Genomic DNA, 20,393 nt, shown 5'->3' on the forward strand with positions numbered 1-20,393 from the left:
ATAAAAGTTCTTGACAGAATGTTTTGGCATAATAGAAATATTAAGCGGGCTCGGCCGGATTCGAACCGGCGACCTAACGCTCCGCAAGCGTTCGCACTATCCATGCTATGCAACGAGTCCAAACAATTTTGTCATGAGTGGTTTAATGTGGTTTACGATTTTGAAAGGAATTATGCTTCTTGCTCTGCTTTTTTCACAAAGATATAGTTCATTATCAGACCAGCAATAATTCCACCTACAATTGGAGCAACCCAATACAACCATTGGAACTCCCATGCTCCCGAAATTAATGCAGGACCAAATGTTCGTGCTGGATTCATTGATGCACCGGTTAATGGTACGCCTACAATGTGTAACAGAAACACCATTCCACCAATTGAGAATCCATGCCATCCTGGAGATGCCTTTTTGTGAACTGCAGTCATAAAGATTACAGTCACCAAGAAGAATGTGAAAATTGCTTCAAGTGCAAATGCGGAATTAATACTTCCATTAATCAGGTCGCTTGGTCCACCCTGAGTTCCAAAGTTTACTACTGCGCCTAATTCGGGAAGAATGGCCTTTAGTGTAGCAGCTGCAGCTACTGCGCCAATTATTTGAAGAATGATATATCCAATACCGTCTGCGATACCAATTTTTTTGGTAATAATCATCGGGATTGTTACTGCAGGATTAATGTGAGCACCAGATACATGTCCAAATGCATAAACCATTAGTGCAATTGCTCCACCATGTCCAAGTGAAATGAAAAAGACAGTTTCAGTTGATAGTTCTTGTCCAAATGCAGCTACTGCCAATATTACAGATAATGGACCAAAGAAAACCAGACCGTACGTTGCTACGCCTTCTGCTAGCCATGCCCGTGGATTAACCATCAGTCAACAGCCACTTGAATATCCATATAAAAGATTCGCAATGATTTGCTCAAGCAAAGTAAAAAGCCATTAATGGAGGACAAGTACTCTTGGAATTATGATCTCAGAAGGAGACACAGTACCAAATTTTGAATTACTAAATGAAGATGGTAAGAAAGTAAAATCAAGTGATTTTAAAGGTAAAAAACATGTCATCTATTTTTATCCAAAGGATTTCACTCCAGGGTGCACAACAGAGGCTGACGAGTTTTCAAAAGAATATAGTAAATTCAAAAAAGCTGGAATAGAAATTATTGGTGTCAGTCCAGATGATACTGAGTCTCACAAGAAATTCTGTGAAAAAATGAATATAACATACACTTTACTTGCAGATACTGAAAAACAACTCTCAAAGAAATTTGGAGTTTGGGGGAAAAAACAATTCATGGGAAGAGAATACATGGGTGTTAATCGCAGTACATTTCTAGTCGATGAAAAGGGAAGGATCTTCAAAGTGTTTCCCAAAGTAAAACCGGCAGGTCACGCAAAAGAAGTGCTAGAGAGTTTTAAAAATTAAAAAGAAAGTAAAGAAGGATTTTAGAATCCTTTTGGCAATGTGCCTCTTGATTTACCAGGACTGCTGCTTGATTGGCCTTCGGCTCTTCTCTTAGCTGCAAGTTCTGCTGCTGCACGTTGTAGTTCTTCGGCTTCTTTTCGCTCTTTCTCCATTCTTGCCAAATATTCTGCTTCATAATCAGCTAGCTGTTCCTGTTTTGTCTTACCACTACCACTAGATGATGATGTTTGTTGTTGTACTTGTGCTTGTGGTTGTCCCATTCCTTTTGGAAGGCTTCCACGTGATGCACTTGGTTTTGGTGGAGGTGGAGGCGGAGGTGCTGTTTGTGTTTGTGCTTTTGCTTCAGGAACTCCTTCAACTTTCATTCCATAACCAGTGAATGTTTTTTCTGGCGGATGATATGCTAAACGATTTCTTGTTGCAAAGTATTGGTTTGATGGTTGTGTGTAACCAGGAACTTTGGATTTTTGTAGATTCCAGCTCTGAGTAGGTACAGTTCCACGAGGGGCTGTCCTTCTTACAAAGTATCTGTTTGGTGCTGGAGTAAATCCAGGAACCTTTGTTTTGTAGTCGTGGGTGTTAGTCATTCGAGCATTCTGGTATGAGTTTTCTAATGCTTGAGCAACATTACCTGGTGCGCTTGCTTTCTCAGCTGGCTTTGGTGCCTCAGCTGGTTTTTGTCCCATTCCTTTTGGTAACGAACCTCTAGGAGATGATGCTGCAGGTTGTGGTTTTGGTGGCGGTGCTTGTGTTTGTGCTGGTTTTGTTTCAGCTGGTTTTGTTTCAGCTGGTTTTGTTTCAGCTGGTTTTGTTTCAGCTGGTTTTGGTGGTGGTGAAGTTTGTGCTGGTTTTGGAGTTGGAGGCGTTTGAAGTTGTGATGATAATTTAGTTAGTTTTGCTTCTAATTCAGCAATCTTTGATTCGAGGTCTTTTTTTGTAGTTGCCTTTTTTGCTGCCATGTGATGTTCTACATATAGCACTGTTTATTTACATTTTGATCAAAGTGAGATCGAAGAAGAATTTTTTCGATATTGTTTCTGAAATGTTAGAAAATATTTGCAAAAAAAATCACAATTTTACTAAATTTTATCTTCCAAAAGAGCTAATCAGGCTCCCAAAAATGCATCAGATACATGCAGTTATTGCAACGCCATATTTTCACGTGAATTCCATTTGTGGTGTCTGCAACATATTTTCCCTCATCAAGAGGCTCAACCCTTGGCAAATAATGCAATTCAGGATTTTCTAGCCACTCATTTAATCCACAGTTGGGACAGGCAATCTTTGGCGGCACACAAAAAATTTGTCATTATGATTCATGAAGTTTTCTGTCTTGGATAAAAATAGAAAATAAAGTGGTTTTGATTAGAAACCTTTTGGTAAGCTGCCGCGTGCTGCGCTCTTTTTTGGAGGTGCTGCTTGCACTTTGGCCTCAGCTGCTACACCATCTACCCTCATACCAAATCCCTCAAATTTCTTTGTAGGTGGATGATATGCCAATCTTGCTCTTGTTGCAAAGTATTGGTTTGATGGTTGTGTGTAACCAGGGACTTTGGATTTTTGCATATTCCAGCTCTGAGTTTGTACAGTTCCTCTTGGAGCATGTAATCTGCCAAAGTATCTGTTTGGTGCCGGAGCATAACCAGGAACCTTTGTCTTGTAGTCGTGGGTATTAGTCATAGGATAGTTTTGATAAACAGTTTCCAAAACGGCAGCTACATTAGATGAACTTGCTTTCTCAGCTGGCTTTGGTGCCTCTGCTGGTTTTTGTCCCATTCCTTTTGGTAACGAACCTCTAGGAGATGATGCTGCAGGTTGTGGTTTTGGTGGCGGTGCTTGTGTCTGTGCTGGTTTTGTTTCAGCAGGTTTTGGTTGTGTATTTGTCTGTGTTTGGACTTGACTAGAAAGTTTTGCTAATTTTGCTTCTAATTCAGCAATCTTTGATTCAAGATCTTTCTTTGTCGTTGCCTTTTTTGCTACCATATTGTGCCAAGTTTGAGCGGGGTTTATTTAGATTTGGTTTAATATCAAGTGAGAATCTGCCAAATTTTATAAACACAGACAGACTAACAATGGTCATGGATGATTTTGAAAAAGAGTATCCGGGATTTGATTGGAAGAATACTCCAGCATACAAGCATCCAGGTGGCAAAGATTGTCCTTGCCCAAAACATGAATACATTAGAGAGCAGATCAACTTTACAAAGCAGGTAAATGAGAAAACAAAAGATCCTGCAAAAGTTACTCTAAAGTTCTGTCCAGATCATTATATCGTATACATGAAAGAAGTAATTCCTGCAATGCCACTCAAGTACAAGTTATTAACAAAAATTGCATTAAAGATTGGTGCAATCCAAGTAGAGCAGCTTACTCACATGCAATCAGACCTGTGCTTTTATTGTAAATTTGGTTCTGGTGGGCATGACAAAAAGAGTGAGTTACCACCAATTCAATAATTCTAAAAAGGTTCAATCAAAATTTTTGGCTTATTTGGAGTATCATGGTGACATCGCTTTCCACATAAGGGGCACTTTTTTCTATCTAGAAAAATGCATTGACAGATATGAGAATCAAGATAGGCTTCGGCCGTCTTTGTAAATTCACCAGTACCATTACAAAATGGACATTCAGAGCCAAGCAATTCAATAATCCCATTGCCTTTACAAACTGCACATTTTTTTTCTGTCACTAACCAAAATCTCCTAACATTTGATGAAGAGACGTGTGTAAAAATATTTGCAAAGTAAGTTTTTGTCTAGATTTTTCCAGTTAAGCTTATACTCCATTCCTAAATCATTACAAGTGTGCCAATCGAGGACGTTTCAGAATTTATTGAAAAGTTAGAAAAAGCTGGAGAGTTAAAAAGAGTAAAGACAGAAGTTGATGCAGATTTAGAGATTGCAGAAATTCTTCGTAGAGTGATGTATTCAAATGGCCCTGCAGTGTTATTTGAGAATGTAAAAAATTATGATATGCCAGTTTTAGGAAATGCATTTGGTTCAATGAAGAGATTAGAGATCGGATTGGAGACAAACGACTTTACAGAAATAGGACAAAGAATTGTAGATCTTACAAAGATGGATATTCCATCAGGTCTTTTCAATAAAATAAAAAAACTTCCAGAGTTATCCAAGATGAGTGACTCATTCCCACAATTAGAAAAAAGTGGTCCTGTAACTGAAGTAATTGAGGAATCACCTTCATTTGATAAGATTCCAATTTTAAAAACATGGATTAAGGATGCAGGAAAATTCATTACACTTGGATTAATTGCAACAAAACATCCTGAAACTGGTATTAGAAATCTTGGAGTATACAGAATGCAAATTGTAGATAGCACTCATGCACTAATGCACTGGCAAAAACACAAACGTGGTGCACAACACCATGAGATTTCTAAAGAGAAGGGAAGTAAAATCGAAGCTGCAATAATTATTGGCGGAGATCCTGCAACAGTTTTTTCAGCAGTAGCACCAGTACCAGAAGGATTAGACAAGTATCTCTTTGCAGGAATTGCACGAAAGAAAGGAATCAAGATGGTAAAATGCAAAACAATTGATTTGGAAGTTCCTGCTAATGCAGAGATGGTTCTCGAAGGATATGTTGATTCAGCAGACATAAGAGATGAAGGGCCATTTGGAGATCATACGGGATACTATACCCCTCAGGAGCCATATCCAACATTTACATTAACAGGAATTATGAGAAGGAAAAAACCCATTTACCTTACAACAATTGTAGGAAAACCCATTCTTGAAGACGCATATATTGGAAAAGTAATTGAGCGTTCATTTTTGCCATTGATTCGAATGTTTCAACCAGAAGTAGTTGATTTCGCAATGCCAGCTGCAGGATGGTTTCAAGGATTTGCAATTGTTTCAATAAAAAAGAGATATCCAGGTCAAGCAAAGAAAGTGATGATGGGCCTATGGGGACTTGGCCAATTGGCGTTGACAAAAATTTTTGTTGTTGTGGATGATGATGTAAATGTTCATGACATTAATGATGTCATATGGGCCATCACAACAAGAGCTGATGCAGCTAGGGACACCATAATTATCAATAACACTCCAACGGATACATTAGATCCTGCATCACCATTAGTCAATTTAGGTTCAAAATTAGGAATTGATGCAACCCAAAAGACCAAAGAAGAAGGATATCAAAGAGAAATTCAAGAACAAGTTAAGGTAGACGAAAAAACAAAAGACCTAGTTGATGCAAAATGGTCTCAGTATGGACTCTAGTGCATACGCACAGGATTGTAAAAGTTATCCCGTTCCTCTACACTATATCCAATTTGTCTGATAGAATCGATTATTCGTTTGTCAGTTAGCTCAGTTGAGCGAGCACCAGTACAGGAGACAACTTCTTCACCAATCAGAGTACCTCCAAAGTCATCAGCACCATACTGTAAAGCAAGTTGAGCCATACCAATTCCATTTGTTAACCAGGATGATTGAATATGTGGGATCAGTCCATCAAGCATTAATCGAGAGATGGCAATCATCTTCAATAGTTGAGTTCCACCTGCACCAAAGTTAACAAGGCTTTCTTTTTGCATCAATGTGTTATTTGGCTCAAAGCTCCATGGAATAAATGCCATAAAGCCCTTGGTTTTTTCTTGTAGAGAAACAATTTTTGAGAAATGTTCTGCAATATCTCTATTTGATTCCACATGACCATACATCATCGTAGCAGAACCAGGAATGCCTAATGAATGAGCTTCATGCATAATTCTAATCCATTCATCACTCGAAATCTTTTTTGGACTAATTACATCTTTAACGGTATCAACAAGAATTTCAGCGCCAGCACCCGGAATTGATTGTAGTCCAGATTCTTTTAATCGAGATAAAATTTCTTTTGTGGATGACTTTTCTACTCTAGATATCATATCGATTTCAGAAGTAGATAATCCATGCACGCCAACTTGTGGAAATTTTTTTCGAATCATCTGAAATGCTTCTTCATAATATTCCAATGAAAGATTTGGGTTATGTCCGCCTTGGATCAAAACTTGACGAATCTTAAACATATCCCACGAAGTCTTTACTCTAGCTTCGATCTCCTCTAAAGAAAGAGTATAGGAATCCTTTGCACCCGGAGAGCGATAGAATGCACAAAATTTACAATCAGTGACACAAACGTTGGTATAATTTAGAATGATATTATTTACAAATGAGGCCTTTTTCCCAAACTGTTTTTGTGTAAGATATCCTGCAACTAATCCCATTAGCTGAACGTCTTCTGATTCTAGCAAACGAAGGCACTCTTCTTTGCTTGGACGTTGACCACTAAGAGAATGATCAAGTATATCTCCAATATCACTTGAATGAATTTGTTCAGTAAGCTGGCTCAATTACCTTGAAACAATCCTCTTTGCTTGGTATTTAATCCTTGAGAGAAAATTTCAATTCAAAGTCTATGTTCAAAATACATGAAAGTGATACATCAGAGGCACATGAATAAAAATCGTTCACGTTATTTTTAAGTAGGGCACAAAGAGGAGATCATCGCATGGTATCAGGTCATCAAATTAGACTAAATAGAATTTTAAGAAAAGGAAAGATGCTTTGCATTCCAATGGATCATGGTATTTCAAATGGACCTATTGAAGGTCTAGAAGATCCTCACTCAGTCATTTACGACTGCGAAGGTCATGGACTTACAAGCGTAATTATCAACAAAGGAATTCTCAAGACATTACCCAAACCAACCAAGATTGGTCTATTGGTTCACTTTTCAAGTAGTACTTCTCTTTCGTTATCACCAAATAGAAAAATGCTTACAGGAACAGTGGAAGAAGCAATACGACTTGGTGCAGATGGAGTTTCACTTCACATTAACATTGGCGGAGCTGAAGAGCCAGAGATGCTAGAGCAGCTTGGAATGACTGCTGAAGAATGCCACAAATGGAACATGCCACTATTAGCTATGATGTACCCTAGAGGGGAAAATGTAAAGAATCCACATGATCCAGAAATTGTTGCTCATGTAGCACGAATTGGTGCAGAATGTGGAGCAGACATTGTAAAAACAGTTTACACTGGAGATGTTGATTCGTTTGCAAAGATTGTAAAGAGTACTCCCGTTCCAATTGTCATAGCAGGAGGTCCAAAAGCAAAAACTGATTTAGATATTTTACAAATGACAGAAGATGCAATGAAGGCTGGTGCAAAAGGTGTTACTTATGGTAGAAATATTTTTGCACACAAGCATCCACAAAAAATAGTGGGAGCATTATCAGAGATAATATTTAAAAAATCATCAGCAAAGGAAGCAGCGAAACGACTTGAGTAAATCTAGAGAGCTTATAATTTCTCCAAAAGTTTCAAAAGCACAACTGGGAAAATTTTTAAAACAATTATCCGATGAAGGAATCAAAACAGTGTATGCAGATCCAAAAAGTGTTGGAAAAACAAAGTTATCTACAGTACACACTAGTAGCGCTGCAAATTATGTTGTCCTAGAAAAAGAAAATTCATCTAAACCAAAAGGTAAAAAAATTGGAAGGCGATTCAAAGTATTATCCAATCAAGACATTGAAAAAATTTTAGAGTCAGCAAAAAAAGGCCTAGATTTTGTAATTGTTGAAGTCAAAGATTGGAAAATAATTCCCTTGGAGAACATTATTGCCAAACTACACAAAATACACACAAAAATTTTTGCAATTGCCAGAACTCCAGAAGAGGTTAGAAAGATGTTTTCTATTTTAGAAGTAGGTGTCGACGGAGTAATATTCAACACATCATCAATTAATGAGGTCCGAGAGGCATCAGTGTATCTTGGTTCTAGAAGTTTTGAATTAAAGCCAGCAAAAATTATCGAGATAAAAGAAGTCGGGGATGGTGAACGAGTATGCGTAGATACTGCTTCAATTCTTCACAAAGGTGAAGGAATGTTAATTGGAAGTAGGTCTAATTTCCTATTTTTGGTTCATAATGAATCGGTTGGCTCTTCTTTTACATCCCCAAGACCGTTTAGAGTAAATGCAGGAGCAGTTCATTGTTATACATTATCACCTGATGGAACTACAAGGTATCTCTCAGAAGTAGAAACTGGTTCTGAGGTGCTAGTACTTGATTCAAAAGGAAGAGCAAGAAGAGCAACTGTTGGACGTTCAAAAATTGAACGAAGACCAATGCTAATGATAAAAGCTCAGGTAAACGGAGAAATTGGGGGCATTATAGCACAGGATGCTGAAACAATTCGCTTTGTAAAACCAAATGGACATCTAGTGTCGGTAACACATCTAAAGAAAGGAGATATGGTTCTCACACATTCAAAGCAAGCTACTGGAAGACATTTCGGGATGGAAGTATCAGACGAATACATTCTTGAAAAATAGATTATGAAACACAAAACTTGTGTATCAATTGCAGAAAAAACTCCCAAACGTATGAATCAGCTTATAAAAAAAGCACTTAAAAGATCGGACTATGTTGAAATCCGTTTTGATTTTTTAAAACCTGAACATGTTCCACAAGCATTAGAACTATCAAAAAAATATCTCAAATTTTCAGTGTGTACATTGCGACCAAAGGCAGAGGGAGGAAAATTTTCAGGAAAAGAATCAGAAAGAATATCAATTATAAAATTAATTTCAGAATACAAACCGTTTCTTTTAGACATAGAATACAACACTTTAAGAAAAAATAGATCACTTCTAAATTATGTTAGAAAAACAAAAACCCCAATTTTAGTTTCTTGGCATGATTTTAAAAAAACTCCCAGCATGAATGATTTACAGAAAAAAATGAATCAAATGAAAAAAACATCAAAAAACGTAAAAATTGTAACAACTGCAAAGACAGTCAAGGACGCATCAAAAGTTTTATCGCTTTACAGTATTTCATCAAAAATTAACTTGATTGCATTCTCCATGGGAGATTTGGGAAGAATTTCCAGAGTTTTGTGTTTATACTTAGGAAGTCCATATACGTATGTCTCACTTGGAAAAGCAGTAGCACCAGGACAATTCAGTCTGGATGAGATTAAGTCAATTATAGATACCTAGAAATCTTAAATATCAATTTTGCAATATTTGGCATGCATAAGAAGCATCCATCAATTAACTCAGTTATTTCTAAGGTTCTATATGAAATAGTTAAGGGGACAGGATTGGATCCTAATGTATACAAATAATCCTCAGACTTGACAGTTTAAATCAATCAATTATTGAAAAAATTCATGGTAAAAACTTATGCAGTGATTGGAGATCCGATAGACCACTCTCTTTCGCCAAATATTCACAATGCAGCATTCAAAGAGATGAAGATGGATTGCACATACATTGCATACAAAATTCCTAAAGAGGAGCTACTCGAAGGGCTTGAATCCTTAAAAAAAATAAATATTTCTGGATTCAATGTCACGATTCCACACAAAGTTGAAGTCATGAAGTATATTGACAAGGTGGATGAAGACTGTAGTTTGATTGGTGCTGCAAATACAATTTCAAATGAGAATAATGTCTTGAAAGGTTACAATACAGACATGGGGGGATTTTTAGATCCATTACATCGAAGAGATATCAAGGTGAACGATTTTCAAGTTCTCCTTTTGGGAGCAGGAGGGGCAGCAAGAGCTATCATTGCAGGATTAGTAAAAGAAGATGCGAAATCAATTATGATTGCAAATAGAACAAGAGATAATGCAAATTCCTTGGCACAATTTGCAAATAAAATTGGAATGAGTACAGAAGCATCCCTTCTAAATGAGATTAGAGATGTTACAAATTATGACTTGATTATTAATGCAACATCTATCGGATTAAAAAATGAGTCCAGTCCGATACCTACAAAAAGTATCAGAAAAAATTCCATAGTTTATGACATAGTATACAATCCAATGAATACAGATTTGATAAAAGGAGCAAAAGAGAAAGGAGCTACCATAATTTACGGATACGAGATGCTACTTGGTCAAGCAATTCGTGCGTTTGAGATTTGGCATAAAACAAAAGCACCTTATGAGGTAATGAAAAAAGCTGTTCTAGGAGTTTTCTGATGAGTAAATCAAAGGCCACAATACATGGAGCAGTTTCACTAGTAAACGCAATTGCCACAGGTAAAGGAGCAACGTTAGGAATTTCATTAAAGGTAGAAGCAATTGTAGAAGAGTCACCAGGTACAGGAATAACAATTGAATCAGATAATCAAAGTCTCAGTTCTAGATTGATAAATAGAACAATAGAGAAAGTAGTACCAAAGAAAAAGCTAGAAAAATCAAAGTTAAGCCTTATACTAGATTCTGAAATTCCAACAGGGTATGGCCTTAAGAGCTCAAGTGCAATTTCATCAGCAGTTGCTTTGGCATGCGCAAAGCTCTTCCAACCAAAAATTGTTGATTCTGAAATACTTCTTGCTGGAATTGATGCATCTATAGAAACCAAGGTGAGCATCACAGGCGCATATGATGATGCAACAGCATGTTATTTTGGAGGTTTTCAAGTGACTGATAACTACAAAAGGAAAACAATACTTTCAGAAAAAGCACCAACAAACCTTATTGCAGTAATTTTCATCCCAAAATCACGAAAAAGAGGAAATGTGAAGAAACTAAAAACACTCGATACAGTATTTGATAAGGCTTGGAATCTTGCAAAAAATAAGGATTATTGGAATGCAATGATACTAAATGGGTTAGCTACATCGGCAATTCTAGATTCAGATCCAAAAATTATTACCGATCTAGTTGAAGAAGGAGCTCTTGGTGCATCAGTATCAGGAAACGGTCCATCCATTGCAGCAATAGTAAAAAAAGACAGTCTAACAAAAATAAAGAAGGTTTTTTCATCAATGGAAGGAAGAATTATCACATCTGAGGTAAACAACAAAAAGGCAGAAGTCCATGGATTGTAAAGTAGAAAAATCTAAAATTTCAGGAGTTATTTCCTGCCCTACAAACAAGAGTTATTCTCATAGAGCAATTTTCCTAGCAACACTATCACGTGGAAAGAGCACATTACACAACGTATTAGATTCAGCAGATGTAAAATCTACAATTCATGCATGTAAGGGATTTGGGGCAGACATATCCATTAGTAACGAATCAATCACAATAAATTCTAAAGGAAAGATAAATCCAACAGAAATTGATGCTTCCAACTCTGGAACCACAATTAGAATTGCAGCTGCAATTTCAGCATTATCTGAGGGCAAAACAACTCTTACAGGTGACAATAGCCTCAAAAAAAGGCCTATGCAGCCACTATTAGATGCGTTAGAATCATTGGGGGCAAAATGTACATCAACAGACGGTAAACCTCCTGTTTCAGTGCATGGAAAAATTTCTGGAGGAGAAGTCACTATTGCGGGAAATATTTCAAGTCAGTTTGTTTCTGCATTAATGATTGCAGGACCACTTACGAAGGAAGGTATTGAGTTAAAGATTGAAGGAGAATTAGTTTCAAAACCATACCTTGATGCTACAATTGCAATAATGAAAAAATTTGGGGTAAGAGTACACACGTTAATTCCTTACAAAAATTATCAAATCACACCACAAATTTATCATCCAACTGAAATTACAGTTCCATCAGATTTTTCCAGTCTAGCGTTATTGTTGTCTTCAGCAGTTTTAGTTGGCAAGGATGTAAAGATCAAAGTAGAGATGGGGGATCTCCCACAAGGAGATGAAGCATTCATCGATATTTTGGAGGCATTAGGAGTCAGAGTGATTATTGATGAAGAAACAATCTCAATAACCAATGTAGAGAGACTCTCAGGCGGGAAATTTGATCTTAGTAATACACCAGACCTTCTTCCACCATTATCCATTTTAGCATTAAAATCACAAAAACCAATAGAGATAGTAAATGTTGGGCATGCAAGGTTCAAAGAAACAGACAGAATAGCAATAATCTCTAGAGAATTAAAAAAGATTGGAATAAAAGTAATTGAAAAAAGTGATGGAATAATTTTAGAACCCGCAGACCAACTAAAAGGTGCTTCATTGAATGCTGAAAATGATCACAGACTGTTTATGGCATTTTGTATTGTTGGAATGTATGTTGGAAATTGCACAATATCAGATCCAGAGTCTATAGATGTCTCATTTCCAAGTTTCATAAAAGAAATGAAAAATTGTGGCGCAGACATAACTGTTGTGTGAAATTCAATCACATTGCAGCTGTAGGAAGAATATTCTTTTCTGACAAGTAATCAAGTAGTTGCTTTCCGGTAAATGGTTTTTCAATAAAACCAAACAAACCTCGTTTTTCTGCTTCATAGAATCTTTCCTTTTTTTGAAAACCAGTCATAAGAATCACTTTGGCATCAGGATCTGCATCTTTAATTTGAAAAAAGGTATCATATCCGTCCATTCCCCCCATAACGATATCCATAATTACAAGGTCAGGTCTAGCATTTTGATATTCAATACAGGCTTGAGAACCGTTTTGAGCAGTTCGCACATTAAAACCACCAATTTTCAAAAAACTTCCAATGCATTCTAGAAGATCTTCATTGTCATCCACTAACAATACGCTGGAACTCATACAATATTACTTTGAATTTGCTTAAAAAGAACATGTTTGTTTCAAGAAACAAAACAGGTGCACAATACCCACAATGTGAAGAAATCATGTTGAAAAAAATTCAGGTCACCTTTACCCTAAGTCCTAAGATTTTAGATGACATGAAAGATCTTCAAACATTCTTGATGATGAAATCGGGAAAAGCATGGAGTTTTTCACAGATCTCTGAGTTAGTTTTAGAGGAAGGCATTAAAAATTATCGAAAGCAAGGCGAATCAAAAGCAAAATTAGAAGAAAAGATCCTCAAGGCCTGATTATTCAAGATTTAGTAGATGGATTCGGAGGTTTTGTTTCTGCCAGTAAATTCAATAATGTTTTTGATGAAACAATACCAACTATTTTTCCAGAAAAACCAGGTTCTATTACAGGAATCATTTCAAAGTGATGAGAGTTCATTTTCTGAATTACTGAGAAAATATAGTCTTGTGGGATGACTGTGTGAAATTTCTTTTCCATGATATCTGAAATTAAAGCAACATCTCTACTTTTTTTATGGACATTGTTTAGCTCCTTTTTTGAGACGATGCCAATTAATCTACCATCATCATCAATCACCATGGTTTCTTCTTTGGGATCAATATCAGAATTAAGAAAGTTCTTTACGCTAACATTTGGTTTAGTTTTTTGAAAATCTATTGACATTGCATCCTGAGCTCGTTTATCAGAAACTGTTCTTCTGAAGAAAATTGGAAGCATTCCAATTTCTACACTACCAACTTTGACTTGGACAATTTTCTTTAATTTTCTTTGTAATTCAACGCTTGAGATTATCATTGTAATCAACGTACCAAGAACTAGTAAAGAAAATAAACTGTCATCTAGCATATTGACTTGGAGTAAGGACAACATTAGAGCCAAGTCAACTGCACCCTTAGACATAACACCGTAAGCAACTGTTGTTGCAGGACGCATCTTGGCGATTTTGACTGCAATGTATGATCCAATGAATTTTACACCCACGATGATACCAATAAAGCCAGCAATTATCCAAAGATCTATTTCAACAAATTTTGTAGTAAAATGTAATCCTATACCAGCAAAAAACATTGGAATAAAAATTCCATAACCGACTGCATTTACATTTTTTGATATTTCAAGATATTCTTCTCTGTTCATTCTAGATACTGCAATTCCTAACAATAGTGCACCAATTGCTCCATGTATTCCACTTATTTCAGCAAAGTATGCAACCAGTAAGATAACTCCAATTACCAAACCAAAGTAAACTTGTTGTGCACGTAAATGACTATGGATGATTCGAAATACTTTTGGTAATGCAAACACAGCTAACAGGCCAGCTACAGCAAAGAAAATTCCCATCTTTGCAAACAACCACAAGAATTCAGATACGTTTGGAGCATCACTGGTGTTGATCTGTATCAAAACACTGGTAAGAATAATTGCAATAAACTCAATGATTGCAGTTACTGTAAAGATTTCCAAGCCAATTGTTGAACGCAGCTTCCCAAGATCCGTTAGTACTTTGGCAGCAACTCCAAGACTAGAAGCACCAATTACACTACCTATAGCAAAAGCCTGAATGAAATTCATATCAAGACTTAGTCCAAAAAATGAGGCTGCAAAAAATGGAATGAAAAATCCAGCAAGAGAGCCGGCAAAGATTCGACCTCTCATAACCCGAACTAATCCAGGAAGATCAATTTCTTCAAGACCAATAAGGAAGAACAAAAAGAAAACACCGATTGAGATGAATAACTCAATAGCATCTATTGGTTGAACCAAAAAGAATAACGCAGGCCCAACTATGATACCAGCAAGAACATTTCCTATAATTCTGGGTTGATTTATTCTGTACAATAATTCTCCTAATAATTTTGCTGAGATTAGTAAGACTGCAATGTATAGAATTGCCTCAAACACCATTGAAATTTCAAAGTTTAATCCAGTTATGTACCTTCTATTATTCCCTACACATAACGGGGTATTTTCAAGTAGGAATTATAAGCATCAAAAATTATCAAATAATTATTGTCGGGTAGCTCAATTGGAAAGAGGTTAGTTCTAACAAGTTTTGGTGAAAGTCATGGTAAATGCATTGGTGCAGTTTTAGACGGATGTCCTGCAGGTTTGGAGCTAGAAGAAAAGGACATTCAGAAAATGTTAGATTACAGAAGACCGGGACAATCAATAATCACTACACAAAGAAAAGAAGGAGACCAAGTGGAAATTATTTCAGGAGTTTTCAGGGGATACACTACAGGTGCACCAATTACAATGATAATTTGGAATAAGGATCAGAATTCAAAAGATTATGATAATCTAGTTACAAAATTACGTCCAGGTCATTCGGATTATCCAGCTATGATCAAATACAAAAAGTTCAATGATCATCGAGGAGGAGGAAGATTTTCTGGAAGGTTGACTGCAACACATGTGATGGGTGGAGCAATTGCACGAAAGCTTCTAAAAGTTTCACTTGGGGTTGAAACAAATTCTTTTACAGTGCAAATCGGGAAGATAAAAACCGATAAAGAAATCACATCAAAGATGTTACGTTTGATTTATTCAAATGATGTCAGATGTCCTGATGAAAAGATTGCTAAAAAAATGAAGAATTCAATTTTGGAAGCAAGAAAGAAAGGAGATTCATTAGGAGGAATAATAGAATCAATTACTACTAACCTTCCAGTAGGAATCGGAGAACCAATCTTTAGCTCATTAGAATCAGAAATTAGCAAGGCAATGTTTTCAATTCCATCAGTAAAGGGCGTTGAATTTGGTTCAGGATTTGAAGGAGCAACCAGTTTTGGTTCAAAAAATAATGATCTTTACACTATCAAAGGAGGTAAAATAGTTACAAAAACTAACAACTCTGGAGGAATTTTAGGAGGATTATCAAATGGAATGCCAATTGTTCTAAGAATTGCTTTCAAACCAGCATCATCAATTTCCATGAAACAACCCACAGTAGATATCAAATCAAAGAAACCCGCTACATTGCAAGTTAAGGGAAGACATGATCCATGTGTTGTACCACGGGCACCACCAGTTGTGGATTCTTTAGTTGCATTAACCATTGCAGATCATGCATTACAAGGTGGTTTCATCAAACCAATTCTATAGAGCATGACAGACATCGACAACCTTCGTAATCAAATGGAAGAGATCACTCTAGAAATGATTGGACTTCTAAAGAAGAGAACCGAAATTGCAAAAGAAATTGGCCAAGTCAAGAAAAGCTTAGGGATTAGCGTAACAGATGAGAGTAGAGAAGGAGATCTAAGAAAAAAAGTACTTTCATTATCTAAAGAATTGCAATTGGATGAAAAATTAGCATCAAAGTATCTGAATTTCTTATTAAATGAATCAGTGAGAGTCCAGTCATCTGACAAACAAACGCATCTATCGATATTTCTAAAAGCAAAAGAGATGGAAGAGAAAGGAGAAAAAATTATCCATATGGAAGTTGGTGAGCCAGATTTTATGCCGCCAAAAATTGTTAAAAATGCATTAGAAGAAGTGTACGACAAGGGATTTGTAAAATATGGACAAGCACAAGGAATGCCGGAATTTAGAAAAGAGATTGCTCAGAAAAATTCCAAAGAATTCAACCAATCTATAACTTTAGAAAATGTTTTAGTCAGTCCAGGTGCACGATTTTCTATTTTTCTTGCAATTAGTACATTATTGAATCCAGGAGATGAGTTAATTGTGTTGGAACCTGCATGGCCAGCATACAAGGATTGTGCTCTCAATGCAGGAGTAAAGGTTAGAACTATCAAAACAACGTTAGAGAGCAATTGGGAGCCATCAATCAAACAGATTGAAGACGCCATAAATTCAAACACAAAAATGATTGTACTAAATTATCCAAACAACCCAACGGGAAAGATTCTTCCAATCAAGATTCAGGATCAAATTATTCAAATTGCAAAGAAAAATAATTTGTATGTTCTTAGCGATGAAATTTACTCAGAATATTCATACAAAGAATGGAAAAGTGTTTTAGAGTATAACTATGAAAAAAGTATCGTAACCCAATCATTCTCAAAATCTCATGCTATGACAGGTTTTCGAATAGGATATACAATTGCTAGTAAAGAGATCATTGAGCAAATGTCGCGACTTCAGGCTTTATCCCTTACAAATGTCTCAGAGCCTATGCAGTATGTAGCCTTACGCTCACTCAACGAGGATACCAGTAAGAATTCAAGAATTATCAAATCACGGATTATGGCTTTGAGTAAAAAGTCCAAAGAATTAGGGCTAGAGTTTGTAGAGCCAGATGGTGCGATGTATGTTTTTGCCAGGGTAAAAAAAGATGGTTTTGATGGAATTAAATTTGCCAATGAATTACTGGAATTAGGTCTAGCAGTAGCTCCAGGACAAGGTTTTGGAGATTATAAGGACTTCATTAGACTTTCTGCTTGTAGAGACGAAAAGACACTAATGGAAGGCATGGATATACTCGATCATAGACTAAGAGGAAAAATATGAAAAAAAAGATTACAATAATTGGTGCGGGAGGTCAAATGGGGCAATGGTTCTCAAAATATTTTCTCTCACAAGACTTTGAAGTAACAGGCCATGATTCTGAAAATAAGATTCCTGGCAAAACCATAATAAAATCAGATTCACTTGTTGGGGCAGTTTTAAGTGCAGACTATGTAATGCTATGTACCCCCACAAGAAGAACTCCAGAAATCATTCGCCTCATAGCCAAAGAGATGAAAAGGGGTACATTTCTAATCGAAATATCATCACAAAAAGCAAAGACTATTTCTGCATTGTTAAAGATACCAGCTAAAATTAACCCAATTTGCATACATCCAATGTTTGGACCAGGAGCAAAAAAAATTGCTAATCAAAACATCATTTCAGTTCCTGTTAAAGATGCAAAGAAAGAGCTCGAAGTTACTAAATCACTATTCAAAGGAGCAAATTTCGTAACAATTGATGCTAACGAACATGATAAAAAAATTGCAGTCATTTTAGGATTAACACACCTTGTGAATTTAGTTTTTGCAAATATCATATCAAAAGATGATAAGATAAATTTGACAGAAAAGATGTCAGGGACTACATTTAAGGCACAAAAGATTCTTGCAGAAAGTATTCTTACAGAATCACCAGAACTAATTGAGACAATCATTTCTAATCCAGAGATAAGGAAATTTGCAGAGGAGTTTTGGAAGGACATCGGCAGACTACTAACTGCAGTCCAAGAGGCAAAATCCGAAGAAGTAATCAATTATGTTAAAGCATGCCAAGAGCGTTTATCTGAAAACGTTAATCTAGAAAATTCCTACAAGAAATTGACTTCCATGGTTAATGTAATTGATAAAAAATAGTCATGCGCTCAACAAAAATTGTAACATCTTTTTTAAAAAATTCAGACAAAATTCTCATCCTGCGAAGAAGTGAAAAAGTAAAAACAATGAAGGGGTTGTGGGCAGGAATAAGTGGAATCATAGAAAAAGATGAAGTTCCTTTAGAGAGAGCAAAGATTGAGATCTTTGAGGAGCTTGGAATTAAAGAAGAGCAAATCAAATTATTAAAATCAATTGATGAAATAAGAATTGAGTCTCCACAATATGTGAATCATGAATGGGAAATTTTTCCATTTCTTTTTGAAGTAAATGATCCTGAAATAAAACTAAACTGGGAAAATTCAGAATACAAGTGGATTAACCCCAATGAAATTTCCAATTACAAAACAGTTCCAAGTCTAGAACAGGTTCTATTCAACTTGTTGTAACTTTTCATTTGGTTTTTCATATTTTCTTTGTTGGGGCAACATAACATACACACATGCACCACCACACATTGTACATGGAACATTATTTCCCGGATGCTGTCCGGTACGACTATGAATTTTAGCAGCTTCTTCAGGGTCTATAGACAGAGCAAGTTGTGTTTCCCAATCAAGAGTGCGGCGAGCTTCAGTCATTTTCATATCCCACTTAATGGCTTTTTCTCTAATCTTTACTAAATCGGCTGCGTGTGCAGCAATTCTATATGCAATCAGTCCAGCCTTTACATCATCACTGTTTGGTAAAGCAAGGTGCTCTGATGGAGTCAGATAACATAAAAGATCAACGCCTTCTGCAGCAGAGATTGCAGCTCCTATAGCACTAGCAATATGATCATGGCCAGATGCAACATCAGTGACAAGAGGCCCCAAAACATAGTAAGGGACATCACCGATAAGCGATTTTGCTAACCTTACATTTGCAGCAACTTCATTTAGTGGAACATGTCCTGGACCCTCCACCATCACCTGAACATCTTTCTCATGTGCCTGTTTTGTTAAACGAGCAACGTTAATCATTTCTTGAACTTGTAATTCATCATGTGAGTCTAATATTGAGCCTGGTCGTAAAGCGTCTCCAAGGCTAAATGTAACATCATATTTTCTTGCAATTTCAACCAAATAATCATAATGAGCAAAGTATGGATTTTCTTTATCATATTTTAGCATCCATGCTGCAGTAATAGTTCCACCTTTGCTGACTACACCACCATGTCTTTGTACTTTGAGAATTCGTTTAGCAATATCTTTGGTTATTCCAGCATGAATTGTGGTATAATCAACACCATCTTTTGCATTGTTTTCAAATGCATTTAGAAAATCATCTTCACTGAGATTTAATGGATTTTTGTGAACTTCAACTCCGTGATTGTATGCCTCATAGATTGGAACAGTTCCAAATGTAATTGGGGATACTTCCATAATTGCACGCCTTATAGAGCCTACATCTCCTCCATCACTAAGATCCATCATAGTGTCAGCATGATACTTTACAGCAACTTTTGCCTTTTCAATCTCCTCATCGAGATTTACATTAAGTGTAGAAGTTCCAATGTTCACATTGACTTTAGTCTTTAGACCTTTTCCAATTCCTACATTATGGATCTTTTGAGGTCTTACATTGTTACTAGGAATTATTATCGAACCCTTTGCAATTTGTTTGACTAGCCAATCAAGGGAGACATCTTCATCTTTTGCAACCAGCTTCATTTCATCGGTTGCAACACCTCTCCTTGCGGAGCTCATTTGAGTACCCATAATCAAATACTACACTATTGCCGAATTTAAACAGTAGTTAATTTCCTTAAAGGAGATTAGGAAATTAGGAATAATTGTGATGGAGGATCGCTGTATAGGAATCTAATATTCATAATTGAATCAATATTGAAAATTTTTCTGATAAACAATAGAAAATCGTTAATTCAAATGGCAGTATTAGGCATCATAGTCATGGACTCCCCCAAGATTATTGATTCGATTGTTTGGGATGACTCAGAAAAGAAATGGACTACGGAAAAGATAACAATTGAAGAATATCATGGATTCACAGAATGTAGGAGATGTCAAAAACCACTATCCCATAATGTCAAGACTCAAGGCAAATTCAAAGTAGTGTACGTAAGATGTGGTTGCGGATGATTCAAGATA

The 20,393-nt window shown here is 36.3% G+C and carries 24 protein-coding genes and 1 tRNA gene; 15 read left to right on the plus strand and 10 right to left on the minus strand.

Annotated features, from left to right (window positions below):
- Window positions 1-45 precede the first annotated feature (45 nt).
- Together C6988_RS08060 and C6988_RS08065 are read right to left on the minus strand one after the other, a co-directional pair.
- Window positions 46-120: transfer RNA gene (locus C6988_RS08060), tRNA-Arg, on the minus strand.
- A 50-nt stretch (window positions 121-170) separates the two neighbouring features.
- Window positions 171-875, minus strand: a complete 705-nt coding sequence (locus tag C6988_RS08065; RefSeq protein ID WP_182134531.1) for an MIP/aquaporin family protein — start codon at window positions 873-875, stop codon at window positions 171-173.
- 97 nt (window positions 876-972) lie between these two features.
- On the opposite strand from C6988_RS08065, the gene bcp reads away from it, so the two are divergent.
- The gene (bcp, locus tag C6988_RS08070) at window positions 973-1,431 is read left to right on the plus strand and encodes a thioredoxin-dependent thiol peroxidase (RefSeq protein ID WP_182134532.1); all 459 of its coding nucleotides are present in this window, start codon (window positions 973-975) and stop codon (window positions 1,429-1,431) included.
- A gap of 20 nt (window positions 1,432-1,451) precedes the next feature.
- Here the strand turns inward: bcp and C6988_RS08075 are convergent, their stop codons facing one another.
- The 3 genes from C6988_RS08075 to C6988_RS08085 form a co-directional block, all read right to left on the minus strand.
- Window positions 1,452-2,390 carry a trans-sialidase gene (locus tag C6988_RS08075; RefSeq protein ID WP_220463422.1) on the minus strand — a complete coding sequence of 313 codons (939 nt, stop codon included), beginning with the start codon at window positions 2,388-2,390 and terminating at the stop codon, window positions 1,452-1,454.
- A 143-nt stretch (window positions 2,391-2,533) separates the two neighbouring features.
- Window positions 2,534-2,725, minus strand: a complete 192-nt coding sequence (locus C6988_RS08080; protein ID WP_182134533.1) for a hypothetical protein — start codon at window positions 2,723-2,725, stop codon at window positions 2,534-2,536.
- Between the two features lie 71 nt (window positions 2,726-2,796).
- Entirely contained in the window at window positions 2,797-3,414 is a 618-nt protein-coding gene (locus C6988_RS08085; RefSeq protein ID WP_182134534.1) for a trans-sialidase, read from the minus strand.
- Between the two features lie 95 nt (window positions 3,415-3,509).
- Between C6988_RS08085 and C6988_RS08090 the strand changes: the two genes are divergently transcribed.
- Complete coding sequence (locus C6988_RS08090) at window positions 3,510-3,887, plus strand: hypothetical protein (RefSeq protein ID WP_182134535.1); 378 nt, start codon at window positions 3,510-3,512, stop codon at window positions 3,885-3,887.
- A 2-nt stretch (window positions 3,888-3,889) separates the two neighbouring features.
- Here the strand turns inward: C6988_RS08090 and C6988_RS08095 are convergent, their stop codons facing one another.
- A complete protein-coding gene (locus tag C6988_RS08095; protein ID WP_182134536.1) occupies window positions 3,890-4,120 on the minus strand; it encodes a hypothetical protein in 231 nt (76 codons plus the stop codon).
- A 115-nt stretch (window positions 4,121-4,235) separates the two neighbouring features.
- Here C6988_RS08095 and C6988_RS08100 point away from each other — a divergent pair, with 115 nt between their 5' ends.
- Window positions 4,236-5,678, plus strand: coding sequence for a menaquinone biosynthesis decarboxylase (locus C6988_RS08100; protein ID WP_182134537.1), 1,443 nt, complete (start codon window positions 4,236-4,238; stop codon window positions 5,676-5,678).
- On the opposite strand, the gene mqnC is transcribed toward C6988_RS08100, so the two are convergent.
- Window positions 5,675-6,793: a cyclic dehypoxanthinyl futalosine synthase gene (gene mqnC / locus C6988_RS08105; RefSeq protein ID WP_182134538.1), complete on the minus strand. Its 1,119-nt coding sequence runs from the start codon at window positions 6,791-6,793 to the stop codon at window positions 5,675-5,677. The two genes, C6988_RS08100 and mqnC, sit on opposite strands and share 4 nt — an antisense overlap.
- Window positions 6,794-6,951: 158 nt before the next feature.
- Between mqnC and C6988_RS08110 the strand changes: the two genes are divergently transcribed.
- The 6 genes from C6988_RS08110 to aroA all read left to right on the plus strand — a co-directional run bounded on the left by C6988_RS08110 (window position 6,952) and on the right by aroA (window position 12,549).
- Window positions 6,952-7,734 (plus strand): 2-amino-3,7-dideoxy-D-threo-hept-6-ulosonate synthase, encoded by a 783-nt coding sequence (locus C6988_RS08110; protein ID WP_182134539.1) that lies wholly within the window; start codon window positions 6,952-6,954, stop codon window positions 7,732-7,734.
- Window positions 7,727-8,782, plus strand: a complete 1,056-nt coding sequence (locus C6988_RS08115; RefSeq protein WP_182134540.1) for a 3-dehydroquinate synthase II domain-containing protein — start codon at window positions 7,727-7,729, stop codon at window positions 8,780-8,782. The genes C6988_RS08110 and C6988_RS08115 overlap by 8 nt, the downstream gene beginning before the upstream one ends.
- Window positions 8,783-8,785: 3 nt before the next feature.
- A complete protein-coding gene (aroD, locus tag C6988_RS08120) occupies window positions 8,786-9,451 on the plus strand; it encodes a type I 3-dehydroquinate dehydratase (protein WP_182134541.1) in 666 nt (221 codons plus the stop codon).
- Window positions 9,452-9,624: 173 nt separating this feature from the next.
- Complete coding sequence (aroE, locus tag C6988_RS08125) at window positions 9,625-10,443, plus strand: shikimate dehydrogenase (RefSeq protein ID WP_182134542.1); 819 nt, start codon at window positions 9,625-9,627, stop codon at window positions 10,441-10,443.
- Window positions 10,443-11,297 carry a shikimate kinase gene (locus tag C6988_RS08130; RefSeq protein ID WP_182134543.1) on the plus strand — a complete coding sequence of 285 codons (855 nt, stop codon included), beginning with the start codon at window positions 10,443-10,445 and terminating at the stop codon, window positions 11,295-11,297. Before aroE ends, C6988_RS08130 begins: the two co-directional genes overlap by 1 nt.
- The gene (gene aroA, locus C6988_RS08135; protein ID WP_182134544.1) at window positions 11,287-12,549 is read left to right on the plus strand and encodes a 3-phosphoshikimate 1-carboxyvinyltransferase; all 1,263 of its coding nucleotides are present in this window, start codon (window positions 11,287-11,289) and stop codon (window positions 12,547-12,549) included. The genes C6988_RS08130 and aroA overlap by 11 nt, the downstream gene beginning before the upstream one ends.
- 7 nt (window positions 12,550-12,556) lie before the next feature.
- On the opposite strand, the gene C6988_RS08140 is transcribed toward aroA, so the two are convergent.
- Window positions 12,557-12,934, minus strand: coding sequence for a response regulator (locus C6988_RS08140; RefSeq protein ID WP_182134545.1), 378 nt, complete (start codon window positions 12,932-12,934; stop codon window positions 12,557-12,559).
- Window positions 12,935-12,966: 32 nt separating this feature from the next.
- On the opposite strand from C6988_RS08140, the gene C6988_RS08145 reads away from it, so the two are divergent.
- On the plus strand, window positions 12,967-13,227 hold the full coding sequence (locus tag C6988_RS08145; protein ID WP_182134546.1) for a hypothetical protein: 261 nt from the start codon (window positions 12,967-12,969) through the stop codon (window positions 13,225-13,227).
- Between the two features lie 4 nt (window positions 13,228-13,231).
- Here C6988_RS08145 and C6988_RS08150 read toward each other — a convergent pair whose 3' ends face one another.
- The gene (locus C6988_RS08150; RefSeq protein ID WP_182134547.1) at window positions 13,232-14,857 is read right to left on the minus strand and encodes a cation:proton antiporter domain-containing protein; all 1,626 of its coding nucleotides are present in this window, start codon (window positions 14,855-14,857) and stop codon (window positions 13,232-13,234) included.
- 105 nt (window positions 14,858-14,962) lie between these two features.
- Between C6988_RS08150 and aroC the strand changes: the two genes are divergently transcribed.
- From aroC to C6988_RS08170, 4 genes are read left to right on the plus strand one after another with little or no spacing between them, the layout of a single operon-like run.
- Window positions 14,963-16,057 (plus strand): chorismate synthase, encoded by a 1,095-nt coding sequence (gene aroC, locus C6988_RS08155; RefSeq protein ID WP_182134548.1) that lies wholly within the window; start codon window positions 14,963-14,965, stop codon window positions 16,055-16,057.
- Between the two features lie 3 nt (window positions 16,058-16,060).
- A complete protein-coding gene (locus C6988_RS08160; RefSeq protein ID WP_182134549.1) occupies window positions 16,061-17,431 on the plus strand; it encodes an aminotransferase class I/II-fold pyridoxal phosphate-dependent enzyme in 1,371 nt (456 codons plus the stop codon).
- Entirely contained in the window at window positions 17,428-18,285 is an 858-nt protein-coding gene (locus C6988_RS08165) for a prephenate dehydrogenase/arogenate dehydrogenase family protein (RefSeq protein ID WP_182134550.1), read from the plus strand. The genes C6988_RS08160 and C6988_RS08165 overlap by 4 nt, the downstream gene beginning before the upstream one ends.
- A 2-nt stretch (window positions 18,286-18,287) precedes the next feature.
- A complete protein-coding gene (locus tag C6988_RS08170; protein WP_182134551.1) occupies window positions 18,288-18,692 on the plus strand; it encodes an NUDIX domain-containing protein in 405 nt (134 codons plus the stop codon).
- Here C6988_RS08170 and thiC read toward each other — a convergent pair.
- The gene (gene thiC, locus C6988_RS08175; protein WP_182134552.1) at window positions 18,675-20,003 is read right to left on the minus strand and encodes a phosphomethylpyrimidine synthase ThiC; all 1,329 of its coding nucleotides are present in this window, start codon (window positions 20,001-20,003) and stop codon (window positions 18,675-18,677) included. The two genes, C6988_RS08170 and thiC, sit on opposite strands and share 18 nt — an antisense overlap.
- Window positions 20,004-20,171: 168 nt before the next feature.
- On the opposite strand from thiC, the gene C6988_RS08180 reads away from it, so the two are divergent.
- On the plus strand, window positions 20,172-20,384 hold the full coding sequence (locus tag C6988_RS08180) for a hypothetical protein (RefSeq protein ID WP_255464440.1): 213 nt from the start codon (window positions 20,172-20,174) through the stop codon (window positions 20,382-20,384).
- Window positions 20,385-20,393 lie beyond the last annotated feature (9 nt).

The sequence above is a fragment of the Nitrosopumilus sp. b1 genome (assembly GCF_014078545.1).
GTDB lineage: Archaea > Thermoproteota > Nitrososphaeria > Nitrososphaerales > Nitrosopumilaceae > PXYB01.